The following is a 13,147-nucleotide window of genomic DNA, read 5'->3' as shown; positions in this document are numbered from 1 at the left end:
AATCGGAATCGATTTAAGGATAAAATTATGCAGCAGATTTAAAGTGCTACAGCGCCGCATGTCACATGTGACACGCGGCGCTGTAGGGGCAGGGCGCTTTCCGTTTTAAGATGATGATGCGTTTAGGCTGCCGCCATCTGTGTCTTTTCATGGGTCGTCGGCGTCACCATGGCGGCAATGATGCCTTGCAGATCGATCATGCCGATTGGCTTGCCACCGGCATCGGTGACGACGGCTGCGGTGTGTCCACCGTCAGTCATCTGTTTAGCCGCCACTTCCAGCGTCATGTCGCCGGATAGGCGGACCCCATGCGCTTCGCCGGCAACAGGTTTCATGATCGTCTGGGCTTGGATGACGCGGCCGCGATTCACTTCCTTGACGAAGGCGGTGATGTAATCGTCTGCGGGTCTCAGCACGATTTCCTGGCCGCTGCCCTGCTGCACGACCTTGCCGTCGCGTAGGATGGCGATCTTGTCGCCAAGCCGCAGCGCCTCGTCGAGGTCGTGGGTGATGAAGACGACGGTCTTCTTCAGTTCCTTCTGCAGGTCGAGAAGCACGCTCTGCATGTCGACGCGGATGAGTGGGTCGAGTGCGGAGTAGGCCTCGTCCATCAGCAGGATGTCGGCATCGTTGGTCAGTGCACGAGCAAGTCCGACGCGCTGCTGCATGCCGCCGGAAAGCTGATTTGGATAGTGATTCTCGAATCCCTTCAGGCCGACGCGCTCAATCCAGTAGTGACCCTTCTTCTCGCTTTCTGCCCGGGCTACGCCTTGAATGTGCAGGCCGTAGATGGTGTTTTCGATCACCGTGCGGTGCGGCAGCAGGGCAAATTTCTGGAACACCATCGCCGTCTTGTGGCGGCGAAATTCACGAAGAGCATTCTCGCTCATCTTGCAGACGTCGACGCCATCATAGAGCACTTCGCCGACGGTCGGCTCGATCAACCTGTTGATATGCCGGATCAGCGTGGATTTGCCGGAGCCCGAAAGACCCATGACGACCGTGATAGCGCCGGCCGGCATGTCGATGCTGATATCCTGCAGGCCAAGCACATGACCATGCGTCTCGTTGAGCTCGGCCTTACCGATCCCGTTTTTTACCGCTTCCACATAGTCGCGTCCGCGAGGGCCGAAGATCTTGTAAAGATTTTTGATCTGGATCGCGTGACTAGCCATGGATGACCTCGGAGTGCTTCTGGAGCCGTCTGCCATAGGCTTGGCTCGTTCGGTCGAAAATGATGGCGATCGCGACGAGGGCGAAGCCGTTGAGGAAGCCGACGGTGAAGAACTGATTATTGATCGCCTGTAGCGTGTTCTTGCCAAGCCCGCCGACGCCGACCATCGAGGCCACAACGACCATGGCGAGCGACATCATGATGGTCTGATTGATGCCGGCCATGATGGTGGGCAAGGCAAGCGGAATCTGCACGTTGAACAGTTTCTGCCCGTGAGACGAGCCGAAGGCGTCGGCCGCTTCCAGCACTTCCTTGTCGACGAGGCGGATGCCGAGATTGGTCAGTCGGATCATCGGCGGAACGGCGTAGATGACCACGGCGATCAGGCCGGGGACTTTACCGATACCAAAGATCACGACGACGGGGATGAGATAGACGAAACTCGGCATCGTCTGCATCACGTCGAGGATCGGGTTGATGATCGATTGCAGCCGGTCGGAACGGGCCATCAATATGCCGATGGGCAGGCCAATGACGATGGCGATGAGTGTGCAGACGGTCACCATGGCAAGTGTCACCATCGTGTCGCCCCACAGGCCGCAGACGCCGATCAGAATCATGGAGATGGCGGTGCCCGCGACGATCTTGAGATTGCGGCTGGCAGCATAGACGACGGCCATCATGACAAGCAGAACTACGAACCAGGGTGTACTGGTGAAAAGCCATTCCAAGTAGTTCAAAAACCATTGCAGCGGCTGAACCACGGCGTCGATGACGTTGCCGTAGGCGCGTACCAATCCCCTGAAGCCGTCATCGATGTTCTTGCGTGCAGCGCGAATGAGAGTGTCGTCGATCGCCGGGAAATTACACAGAACATCCGGCAAAAAACTGCATTGAATAGCCATGAATTTCCCCTTCTTGTCCGGTTCTTGCCCAGCCTGTGCGTGTGGCCTTCACGCGCGGATGGTAGGCAGCACTGCGACCGGTTCTTCAGGCTGCTTCACTTCTTCTACACCATTCGCAGGCGCCATTCTGCACTTGTTGCGACTTGGGGCCGCGCCGGTCTGTCGGTGTGAGTGTCACCGCAGCGGCTGCGAATGCGGAATTGGCGACCGGCAGAGTGCCAGCCGCCAGTCCGGTGTTTCATATCAAAGCGAAGCCTTGACCTTTGTAGCCACGTCGGGAGAAACCCACTTGGTCCACATGTCGGGATAAGTCTTCAGGAAGTATTTTGCACCGTCTTCGTTCGTGCCTTGATTGTCCGTCATCCAGGCGAGAACCTTGCCGACCGTGCCGTTGTCCCATTTGCGGGTCTTGACGTAGTCCATGGCAATGCCAGCCTTCGAGGCAAAGGCCTTGGTCACGACGGTGTAGACGTCGGAAACCGGATAGGAGTTCACCTTCGGATTGGCGCAATCCTGGATCGCGGTGCAGGCGTCCCATTCCTTCTTGTCGTGCGGCACGTTGAAGCTCAGGCGCACCATGTCGTATTTGCCGAGGATGGCGGTCGGTGCCCAGTAGTAGCCGAGCCAGCCGGTCTTCTTTTCGAAGGCGTTGGCGATCGAGCCGTCAAGGCCCGCAGCCGAACCGGTGTCTACCAGCGTGAAGCCGAGCTTTTCGGCGCCAAGCGCCTTATAGAGATTGGCCGTGGAAATCTGGCAGTTCCAGCCCGACGGGCAATTGTAAATGGCGGCCTTCGAGGAATCTTCCGGAGCGGGGAAGAGTTCCGGATGCTTCAGCGCGTCCTGGACGGTCTTGATGTCCGGATGGGCATCGGCGAGGAACTTCGGAATCCACCAGCCTTCGACGCCACCGTCGCTGAGAAGGGGCGCTGCCTCGATCAGGCGGCCTTCGGAAACGGCTTTGTCGAGTGCGGTGCGCACTGCATTGACCCAGAGTTCGGGCGCGACGTCAGGCTCAGCCTTTTCGTCCATGGAAGTGAAGGTCGGCTGTGTGTCGCCCGTGACGAGCGTCACGTTGCAGCCATAGCCGTTCTGCAGGATGATCTTGTCGACCTGCGCGGCGACGCCGGCAGATGCCCAGTTCATTTCTGCGATGGATACGTCGCCGCATTCCGCAGCATGTGCCGAGCCAGCCAAAGCATAGGCACCGAGTGCGAAGATGGCGGAAGCGATAAGCTTCTTCATTGGATAATGTCTCCCAGTTCTCGTTAGGTTACGGGAATCGACTCCAGCAGACATGATGCCTGCCGATCCCCCGTCAGCGTGGACACACCATAACCGTTCACCCGCCGCTGACGACGTCTGCCCGGTCCCCTGTTTGCGGTCGTGCGCTTGCTTTTTATGCGGCTGCGAACCATGTCGCAGCCGTGCTCTTTTTGCATCGACTGCGTGCAGCCTAAGGATTTGAGTGAAGAAATCAACCGGTCGTCGGCCGAACGGACTTACTGCGGCTTGTCGAAAAGCTTATATAAGCGCTTGAATTAGCCCATTTTCTGCTATTCGTGGCTGTAAAATGGGCATCCAAGGCGCAGGCCCACGCTCTCCGAGTGGGGTGAGATTAATGATTGCTAAAATATCGCGTCCGACAAAGACTTTTTATATTCCATTCGCGGCGTTTTCCGCTGGCAAGATAAACCGGAAAAATTTTCGAAAAATTTTCGGATTCATCCTTATTTAAGGCCTTAATAACCCTCCGGTAACGATGTCCGGCTATCTATCGGGGCGTGGCGGGGGACACCGCTGCCTCTCCGGATTAGGTTGTGCGTACCGGAGAAGCGAGCCTTGCAGTGTGAGATGCAAGCGAGCCGGCGTTTTTGGCAAACCGTGTCGATCCTCGGATCGCGCGGTTTTCGCGTTTTGGGGCTTGCCCTAACGGCCTCATCGAGAATCGATATAAGATGTTAGCTAGGTGCACAGGTGGCGCGATGCCTGGGCGTATCTGAATGGCGGAATCAGCAAAGCCGCTGATGCGGTCGCATGGCGGCTTGCGGTGCGGCAGGCTGACAGCTTGACGGTCAATCAACCGACGCTATAGGTGCGGATGAAGCCGATCGGGCCAAAGCGGGTATCGAGCTGCTGCAGACGGCTCTCGGGGCGGCGCGACGGCAGTTTCGAATTCCAGGCGATCTGGATGGAATTCTTGTTGTTGAAGATGAAGAGCATCGGGGTTTCCTCGGGCCGGATCGACCGGCTTTCGTTGTTTGATTTGGTGACGGAGATAATCCTCTTCAACGTGGCGAACAATGGATGAAGTCGTCATCGGATGTCGCAAATAGAGCATATAAGAAAGTGATGCTTTTTTGCCTCGGAGATCACGTTTTTTGGTGTTAATCATCGCGGCGGAATCAAGGCAGAATCCAGGGTTTTCGGTAGTAATGCCATATCGGAGCGATAACGGATGACGAAGGCGATCATGCTGCAGGGGACCGGCTCCGATGTCGGAAAAACGGTATTGGTCGCCGGGCTCTGCCGCCTTTTCGCCAATAGAGGCGTTCGGGTGCGCCCGTTCAAGCCGCAGAACATGTCGAACAATGCAGCGGTCGCCGAGGACGGCGGCGAAATCGGCCGGGCGCAATGGCTGCAATCGCTTGCTGCGCGGGTACCGTCGTCGGTGCATATGAACCCCGTGCTGCTGAAGCCGCAATCGGAGACCGGCAGCCAGATCATCGTGCAAGGAAAGGTCTGGGGGCAGGCAAAGGGCAGGGACTATCAGGCGCTGAAGCCGCAACTGCTCGGCGCCGTCCTGCAAAGCTTTGCGACCATGCGCGCGGGAACCGACCTGGTGATCGTCGAGGGCGCGGGTTCGCCAGCCGAGATCAACCTCAGGCAGGGTGACATCGCCAATATGGGTTTTGCTACCCGCGCCAATGTCCCCGTCGTGCTGGTCGGCGATATAGACCGCGGGGGCGTGATCGCCTCGTTGGTCGGCACGCATCATATCCTGCCGGACGAAGACCGGCGGATGATCCGCGGTTATCTGATCAACAAATTCCGCGGTGATATCTCGCTCTTCGGCGAAGGTGTCGACGCCATCGGGGGCTTCACTGGCTGGCCATGTCACGGAGTCGTGCCCTGGCTGAAGGCGGCAAGCCGGTTGCCGGCTGAGGATTCTGTGGTGCTGGAACGGCTGGCGCGCGGCTCGGACGGCGCGCTGAAGATCGCCGTGCCCGTCCTTCCGCGCATCGCCAATTTCGACGATCTGGATCCGTTGCGCGCCGAACCAGATGTCGATCTCGTCTTCGTTCGTGCCGGCGAGCGGATGCCCGCGGATGCGGGGCTCGTGGTCCTGCCGGGCTCGAAGTCGACCATCGGCGATCTCATAGATCTGCGGGCACAGGGGTGGGATCAGGATATAGCGGCTCACGCCCGCCGCGGCGGGCGTGTCATTGGTATTTGCGGCGGTTACCAGATGCTCGGCCAGATGGTGCATGATCCGCTTGGCATTGAGGGTTCTGTGACGGAGATGCCTGGGCTCGGCTTGCTCGAAGTCGAGACCGAGATGGCGCCGGAAAAGACCGTACGCAACAGCCTGGCTTTTTCCAGGGAGTACAATGTGCCGCTTTCTGGCTATGAGATCCATCTCGGTGAGACGCGCGGCGCCGATTGCGACCGGCCCTCGACCATGATCGACGGTCGGCCGGATGGCGCGCTCTCTGGCGACGGCTTTATCATGGGCACCTATCTGCACGGGCTTTTCACCAGCGATGCCTACCGGGCAAAACTGCTGGCAAGTTTCGGCCTAACCGGGGAGCGGGTGGATTATCGCGCTGGCGTCGAGGCGGCACTGGACGAGATTGCGGCAGAGCTGGAAGCGGTGCTCGATCCGGCCTGGCTCGATAGTCTGATGCTCTAGCACTACTTTGGCAGATTTTTAGACGCGGGTTGATTTTGAGGATTCCCAAGAGGGGAGTTCGGTGATTCATAGGAGGTCGGCTTTTGGAGGTGCCGGCCATGGACGAGACCTGGCAAGCTGATTTGGAGCGTTGGCTAGCGCCGTTTGTTGTGGCGCTTCGGCACAAGACGAGGGCACGGATGTGCCCTGCGTATGTCGCGGGATTGATCGGTCCCGGCGATCGCAAGAGCGTTCAACCGATGGCGGCGCGTTCTAGCACTGTCAGCTACGACCAACTGCACCATTTCGTTGCGAGTGGCGTCTGGGACGCCGCGCCGTTGGAAGCGGCGCTGCTGGCCGAGGCCGACAGACAAGTTGGCGGGAACGATGCGTGGCTGATCGTTGATGACACCGCGCTACCTAAGAAGGGAGGCCACTCGGTTGGCGTGGCGCCGCAATATGCTTCGGCGCTTGGCAAGAACGCCAACTGCCAGACGCTCGTGTCGCTGACGCTGGCTTCTGGCGAAGTGCCGGTCATGGTAGGGTTGCGGCTGTTTTTGCCCGAGAGCTGGACCTCCAACCCCGCCCGGCTCGATCGTGCCGGTGTGCCTGATGACCATCGTGCCTACAGGACCAAGCCGGAGATCGCGCTGGCCGAGATCGACCGGGTTCGCACGGCCGGCGTGCGCTTCGGCTGCGTGCTTGCCGATGCCGGATATGGCTTGAGTGCGCCGTTCCGGCAGGCGCTCACCGCGCGCGGCCTTGCCTGGGCCGTCGGTATCCCGTTCAAGCAGAAGGTCTATCCCGCCGACGTGGCGATGATCTTTCCCGTTGCCGGACACGGCCGCCCGCGAAAACGGCATATCCCCGATGCGAAGTCGATCACTGCGCAGGCTATGCTGGAGACAGCCCGATGGAGGACGGTCAGTTGGCGGCGTGGTACCAAGGGTCGTCTCTCAGCACGCTTCGCCGCTGTCCGTGTTCGGGTTGCCGACGGTCCACCCCAGCGCATCCGCGACATGGGTGCCCAACACTTGCCTGGTGAGGAAGTCTGGGTCATCGGCGAGCATCGCTCCACCGGCGAGCGCAAATATTATCTCTCCAATCTTCCCGCCAACACCCCGCTCAAGCAGCTCGCAGGCGCTATCAAGGCGCGCTGGGTATGCGAACAGGCGCATCAGCAACTCAAGGAAGAACTCGGCCTTGATCATTTCGAAGGGCGCTCCTGGATCGGCCTTCACCGGCACGCGCTGATGACGATGATCGCCTACGCCTTCCTGCAATCTCGCCGCCTCACACAAGCGGCAGGGGGAAAAAAGAATCCCAGGCCCCCCGCCACAGCCAAGCCTTCCAGCCGTCCGGCAGGCAATCCTAAGCGCGCTCGAACAACCTCCGCCAAATTTCTGCACGCACTGCAGAACGGCCTTCTTCGCTAAAAATCTGCCAAAGTAGTGCTAGGTCACATACCCATAAAATGGCTTTGTATTTTAAGGGTTTACCACGTCACCCGCGGCTGCAGCTACACGCCCGACTGAAACTGAAATTTTCTGTCCCTCCGACCTTGGCTCAAGAGAGAGATTTGACTCAGTCCAAACGAAATACCGATGGCTGCAGGTTGGCTCGGGCCGAATAGTGGGGCTGTCCGGTCAAATGAAACGAGATGAGTACCGATGCAATAATGGCGCATGTCAGGATTGCAATCGCGGCGGATGGGAATTTTGCGTCGTTGCTAAAAGCTTTTCGCGCTGGGAGCTGATCGTCGACGGTTAAGCGGGGTCTTTTATCCAACCGCGTCGCTGTCGGAGGCGAGGGGAAGGCCAACTCCTCTTCGAGCTTCGCGCAATCGAGACGATTGTCTGTATTCTTGGATCTGAACTGCAGGACAATACCCATTTCCGTACCTTCTCAGCCCCACCAAGCAACATTCTAAACCTGATCCGCCAATCTTTAAATACGTGGTTAGGCGGCGGGCGGTTTAAGGGAGCAGGCCACCCTACATGTTTGAATGTCCGGTTATTCCTTGGTCTCATCCACATCGTCGTCGGAGAACTGCACCCGCACAACTACCTTTTCGGGGCGATCACCGTCACGCGGAACAAGCACTGTTACAGTGCAACGGTCCGCGTGCGGTCTCATAGAGAGAAGGCGGCCTTTTGTCTTCAAGAGGACCCGCTCGACGATGTCGCTGCAATCGGGAAACCGTCCCGCGATAAACCTCGGTTCAGGACGATGAGAGGAAACATAAGGCGCCAGTGCGACGCCAAGCACCATTAACGAAATCACCATCGGATCCATCAACCCCCTAGAGTGCCATTACTCTAGCGAATGTCCTTGACACTAGGAACCCCGTGGTCACTGGCTTGCGGCTCGCAAAGAGCTCAAATGACGATCAGCACCATTGGTGACGACAGCATCATGCCCATTGTCAACTCGCCGGCTTGAAGCAGCAGGTCGCCGAGTTGGGCATCCGGACACTTGAAAAAGCGCAACGAAAACGTGGGGCCGGCCATAATTCAAATGTTATCTATCTGATCTCTAAGAATTACCCAGCCCACACCTCGGCACGTCATATAAGCATGTTGCGTGCGTCTACTGCATAATCAGCATTATTATTCCGCCGATAAGCAAGCCGACGGATGCTCCGAGTATTTTATTACCAATCGTTCAATTCGAATATGTCGATCAGGCAAGATCGACAGCAAAGACTCGCTTGCGGTGGCTGCCAAGATACATAGCAATGCAATGATTCGACGGTCGGTGGGATAGGCCACCACGAACAACAAGCCCATTAAGCCAAAGAGAATAATGCTCTCGATGTTCGCCGCCGCGACGACACGTTGCTTCGTGCCGATAGGAACGACTGTGCCGAGCAGTATCAAGCCGAGTGTAGTCCAGGCCAGGATTTGAGCAACGAGGGTGAATTCCATGCAAAATCATACCAACAGGTAACAAGTTTTCAAGTGTGCACGGCAGCACCATACTGTGGTACGAACAACAACTACTGGTAAGGCGTCCCTCGGAATGTCTGTACAGCCCAACATGCTGTTCGGATTGCTATGGGTAGCGCGCTAAAGCTCGCCCGAGACCTCGCGGCGCCGGCGGTCGAGCTCTTCGCTGTAGCGGCGCAGCGTGTAACTTTCGGTGAGCAGACCGATCACCTTGCGCTCGATCAGGTCGTTGATCACCACCAAAGCTTCGCTTTCGGTCTGGTCAAACAGGGCTGCCGCCTGCTTGGCGTTCATCTTTGGCTGCAGGAAGTCGTTGCGATGGCGGATGAAGTCGGCAAGGCCGTGCTCCTCATCGTCCTTCTCGACCGGGCTCGCATAAATGTCTGGCATCAGCACCATGCCGGCATATTTCTCATCCCTGTCGATGAGAATGACACGCTGCGCTGAGCCAATCGGAAAACGCTGGCGAAACTCCTCGATGCTCATGTCCACGTTCGCCGTGTGCACATCGGGTCGCATCATGCGGGCAACCGTTAGGTTGCGGATCCAGCCGACGTCGTGGGCGCTGCGGATGCTTTCGCCGCGCAGATGGAAGCGCCAGGTGGCGAAGGAGTAGCCGAAGGTGGTGCGCACAACCAGCGACGAGGTGATAACGGCAGCGAGCACCAACACGGTGATCGGAAAATCGCCGGTGATTTCGAGCGCCAAAAAGGTCATGGTCAACGGTCCGCCGATGATGGCGACGGCAAGCGAGCTCATGCCAACCACGGCATAGACGGCCGGCGTCAGCGTGGCATGATCGAAATAGGGGCCGCAATAGGCGAAGATCTTACCGAGCAGCGCGCCCATGAACAGCGACGCAAAGAACAGGCCGCCCCTGAAGCCCGACCCGATCGACACCGCAGAGGCCAGTGATTTCAGGATGAAGAGTCCGGCCAATGCACCCAGAGTCGTATTTGTCGACAGGTTGAGATGCAGTGCGCCGTGGCCGGCTGACAGAACTTGTGGCGAGATTAGCGCCAGGAGGCCGACAACGATGCCGCCGAGCGCGGGGCGGAAGGACGGTGCGATGGAACTCTTGCGCGCAAACTCTTCGACCCAGGCGACGCCTTGCATGATCAGAATGCCTATACCGGCGCAGAAAGCTCCGAGCAGGACAGCCGGAAGATAGTCGGCAGGGACGATGGCGCCGAAATGATCGATGTCGATGGCAAAGTCGTCACCGGCAAGCAGTCTTGCGATCATAGTCGATATCAGCGCTGAGACGACGACAGGCGTCAGGGTGAGGATGGAATAGCTGCCTATGATCAGCTCGAAGGCGTAGAAGGCGCCGGTCAGCGGCGCATTGAAGGCGGCGGCTATGGCGCCGGCAGCGCCGCAACCGACGAGCATGCGGAGGTCCGCACGGCGCATCTGCATGTTATGCCCGAATTTCGAGGCAATGCCGGCGGCAAGCTGTGTGTAACCTGCTTCAAGCCCGACCGAAGCGCCGAAACCGTTCGAGATCAGGTTCTGCACCGCGACGAGGATACTGTCGGTGAGCGACATACGGCCGCCGTGCAGCGCATTGGCTTCAATCGGGTCGACCATCGGCTTCTTGCGCGTGCGCGACAATATATAGAGCAGGACGCCGAGGATGATGCCGCCGGCTATGGGCGCGATCAGCACTACCGACCTGTCAGGTATCGCCACCGCTGCCGAACTAAGGCGCTCGTAGTCGGTTATGCCATAGATGATACTGTGAAGCTTGCGTGAGATGAAGCTCATCGCTGTCACGGCGCAGCCGGAGGCTATGCCCACCAGCGCGCCGGCGAAAACAAGTCCCAATTCGCCACGACGCAACAACGCCCTGAACCGACCAAGATCGAATAGGGCCGAGAAAACGCCGAGGCGGCGCGGTTGGAATTTCTGCAACATGGGGAACGGACGACTGTTTTGTACTTAAAGCTAGGTGCTTAGCTTCTATAAACTCCTAACATCAAAGAAATACGGCAAAAAAAGAGCACGTACGGTGCGACTTTTATGCATATTTCGCCTTTGGAACGGCCGATGTCGCAGTCGCCGCCTTGATTGACTTGCAGCGGTCGAACGCCTAATCATTGCGGCATAACGAATGGTTCCTGAGCGACGATCTGTCGCATGGGATGAAAAGGGAATGTGAAGGAGCGGACCCAACTCGGGCGTTCTCATCACAGCCGACCCCGCGACTGTAGAGCGGTCAGGGTCTTCCATCCGGCTTTGAAGATGTTTCGCTGATGGTCCGCGTGGTGCGGGCGGGTGAAAGCAGCTTCGGGACGGAAAAGCCACTGGCGTGGCATCATGATCAACCGGGGCTGGACGCCTCTATTTCTACGAATCGTCCGCCTTTTCATGATGTTTGCCGGGAAGGCGAGGTGGACCCGCTGGTGCAGGGTTCGGGGGCGACCGGTTTCCGTGCGCCCCCGCTCGCTGCGCCTCATCCGCGAGCCAGGAGACCTGCCATACGTGCCGGGCACAAGGCCCACCCCAGGGACGGACGTCCCGCTGCCAGCACGGAGGTTGTCATGGCACGAAATGAGTTTTTGGCGTGCAAGCGCCTACTTTTCGGCTTCAGCCGCATCGCACCGGCCTTCGCCCTCGTACGGGAGCGAAAATAGCCGATGCCAACCTCGCCCTCCCGCGCCGTCTTTGTTCTCGGTGGTGCACGCTCCGGCAAATCCCGATTCGCCGAATCGCTGATCTCGGACACCGGCCTCGATCGTCACTATGTGGCGACGGGTCAGGCCTGGGACGACGAAATGCGCGATCGTATTGCGCAGCATCGCGCCGATCGGGGCGATCTCCTGTGGACGACGCATGAGGAGCCGCTCGATCTTACTGCCCGGCTCGCGGCAGTCGACGGCGAGGGCCGCGCCGTTCTCGTTGATTGCCTGACGCTTTGGGTCACCAACCTGATGATGGCCGAGCGCAATATCGCGGCAGAATTTGCCGCTCTCACCGAATTCCTACCAGGGGCAAAGTCGCGTGTCGTCCTCGTTTCCAACGAGGTCGGGCTCGGCATCGTGCCCGAAAACCGTATGGCGCGCGAGTTCCGCGATCATGCCGGCCGATTGCACCAGATGATCGCGGCGGCGAGCGCCGAAGTCTATTTTATCGCGGCGGGGCTGCCGCTGAAAATGAAGGGTTGATCCGCATGAACCAGGAAAAAATTCCCGCCACCGTCATCACCGGCTTCCTCGGCGCCGGCAAAACGACGATGATCCGCAACCTGTTGCAGAACACCGGCGGTAAGAAGATCGCCCTCATCATCAATGAATTCGGCGATCTCGGCGTTGACGGCGATGTGCTGAAGGGCTGCGGCGCGGAGAACTGCACCGAGGACGATATCATCGAGCTGACCAATGGTTGCATCTGCTGCACCGTCGCCGACGATTTTATTCCAACGATGACCAAGCTCTTGGAGCGTGATGCGCGTCCCGACCATATCGTCATCGAGACCTCCGGCCTCGCTCTGCCGCAGCCGCTCGTCGCCGCCTTCAACTGGCCGGATATTCGCACCCAGGTCACCGTTGACGGCGTCATAACCGTGGTCGACAGCGCCGCCGTCGCCGCCGGCCGTTTCGCCGATGATCACGATGCTGTCGAAGCCCGTCGCGTAGAAGACGAATCGCTCGATCACGAAAGCCCGATCGAGGAACTGTTCGAGGATCAGTTGACCTGCGCGGATCTCATCGTCCTCAACAAGACCGATCTGATCGATGTTGCGGGACTCGGCCGTGTCCGTACCGAAGTTGCCTCCCGCACCGCCCGCAAACCGACGATCATCGAAGCGAAAAATGGCGAGGTTTCGGCCGCCATCCTTCTCGGCCTCGGCATCGGGACGGAGGGCGATATTGCCAACCGGAAATCGCATCACGAGCTGGAGCACGAGGACGGCGCATCGCATGATCACGATGAATTCGACAGCTTCGTCGTCGACCTCGGTCCGATCGCGGAGCCGATCGTCTTTATCGGGAAGCTGAAGGGCGTGATTGCCGAACATGATGTCCTGCGCCTCAAGGGCTTCGTCGATGTGCCCGGCAAGCCGATGCGCCTGCAAATCCAAGCCGTCGGCAGCCGTATCGATCACTATTTCGACCGGGCTTGGGCGCCGGGCGAAGAGCGCCAGACGCGGCTTGTGGTGATTGGGCTGCATGAGATGGATGAGGGGATCGTGCGCAAGGCGATCGAGTCGTTGGTCTAAGGCGAAGCG

At 58.8% G+C, this 13,147-nt stretch carries 9 protein-coding genes, 2 pseudogenes and 1 riboswitch; of the genes and pseudogenes, 4 read left to right on the top strand and 7 right to left on the bottom strand.

Going from position 1 to position 13,147, the window contains the following annotated elements:
- Positions 1-122: 122 nt before the first annotated feature.
- The 4 genes from CCGE525_RS12095 to CCGE525_RS38275 all read right to left on the bottom strand — a co-directional run bounded on the left by CCGE525_RS12095 (position 123) and on the right by CCGE525_RS38275 (position 4,299).
- Positions 123-1,175, bottom strand: a complete 1,053-nt coding sequence (locus CCGE525_RS12095) for a quaternary amine ABC transporter ATP-binding protein (RefSeq protein WP_120704472.1) — start codon at positions 1,173-1,175, stop codon at positions 123-125.
- Positions 1,168-2,079, bottom strand: coding sequence for an ABC transporter permease (locus tag CCGE525_RS12090; protein ID WP_120704471.1), 912 nt, complete (start codon positions 2,077-2,079; stop codon positions 1,168-1,170). Before CCGE525_RS12090 ends, CCGE525_RS12095 begins: the two co-directional genes overlap by 8 nt.
- A gap of 243 nt (positions 2,080-2,322) precedes the next feature.
- Positions 2,323-3,321, bottom strand: coding sequence for an ABC transporter substrate-binding protein (locus tag CCGE525_RS12085; RefSeq protein ID WP_120704470.1), 999 nt, complete (start codon positions 3,319-3,321; stop codon positions 2,323-2,325).
- An 834-nt stretch (positions 3,322-4,155) separates the two neighbouring features.
- Entirely contained in the window at positions 4,156-4,299 is a 144-nt protein-coding gene (locus CCGE525_RS38275) for a hypothetical protein (protein WP_162950158.1), read from the bottom strand.
- A gap of 235 nt (positions 4,300-4,534) precedes the next feature.
- Here CCGE525_RS38275 and CCGE525_RS12080 point away from each other — a divergent pair, with 235 nt between their 5' ends.
- Together CCGE525_RS12080 and CCGE525_RS12075 are read left to right on the top strand one after the other, a co-directional pair.
- Positions 4,535-5,989 carry a cobyric acid synthase gene (locus CCGE525_RS12080; protein ID WP_120704469.1) on the top strand — a complete coding sequence of 485 codons (1,455 nt, stop codon included), beginning with the start codon at positions 4,535-4,537 and terminating at the stop codon, positions 5,987-5,989.
- A 61-nt stretch (positions 5,990-6,050) separates the two neighbouring features.
- Positions 6,051-7,404: pseudogene (locus tag CCGE525_RS12075) on the top strand (IS701 family transposase).
- A 942-nt stretch (positions 7,405-8,346) separates the two neighbouring features.
- On the opposite strand, the pseudogene CCGE525_RS39570 reads toward CCGE525_RS12075, so the two are convergent.
- The 3 genes and pseudogenes from CCGE525_RS39570 to CCGE525_RS12055 all read right to left on the bottom strand — a co-directional run.
- Positions 8,347-8,457 (bottom strand): annotated as a pseudogene (locus CCGE525_RS39570) (prolipoprotein diacylglyceryl transferase); the annotation flags it as partial.
- Positions 8,458-8,577: 120 nt separating this feature from the next.
- On the bottom strand, positions 8,578-8,895 hold the full coding sequence (locus CCGE525_RS12060; protein ID WP_120704465.1) for a hypothetical protein: 318 nt from the start codon (positions 8,893-8,895) through the stop codon (positions 8,578-8,580).
- Positions 8,896-9,036: 141 nt separating this feature from the next.
- Entirely contained in the window at positions 9,037-10,833 is a 1,797-nt protein-coding gene (locus CCGE525_RS12055) for a chloride channel protein (RefSeq protein WP_120704464.1), read from the bottom strand.
- Positions 10,834-11,013: 180 nt separating this feature from the next.
- Positions 11,014-11,413: riboswitch (cobalamin riboswitch) on the top strand.
- 142 nt (positions 11,414-11,555) lie between these two features.
- Between CCGE525_RS12055 and cobU the strand changes: the two genes are divergently transcribed.
- Together cobU and cobW are read left to right on the top strand one after the other, a co-directional pair.
- Entirely contained in the window at positions 11,556-12,083 is a 528-nt protein-coding gene (gene cobU / locus CCGE525_RS12050; RefSeq protein WP_120704463.1) for a bifunctional adenosylcobinamide kinase/adenosylcobinamide-phosphate guanylyltransferase, read from the top strand.
- A gap of 5 nt (positions 12,084-12,088) precedes the next feature.
- Complete coding sequence (gene cobW, locus CCGE525_RS12045) at positions 12,089-13,138, top strand: cobalamin biosynthesis protein CobW (RefSeq protein WP_120706382.1); 1,050 nt, start codon at positions 12,089-12,091, stop codon at positions 13,136-13,138.
- Positions 13,139-13,147 lie beyond the last annotated feature (9 nt).

The organism is Rhizobium jaguaris, assembly GCF_003627755.1.
Taxonomy (GTDB): Bacteria; Pseudomonadota; Alphaproteobacteria; order Rhizobiales; family Rhizobiaceae; genus Rhizobium; species Rhizobium jaguaris.
The sequence above is the reverse complement of the archived record's forward strand: the minus strand, read 5'-3'. Positions and strand labels throughout refer to the sequence as shown.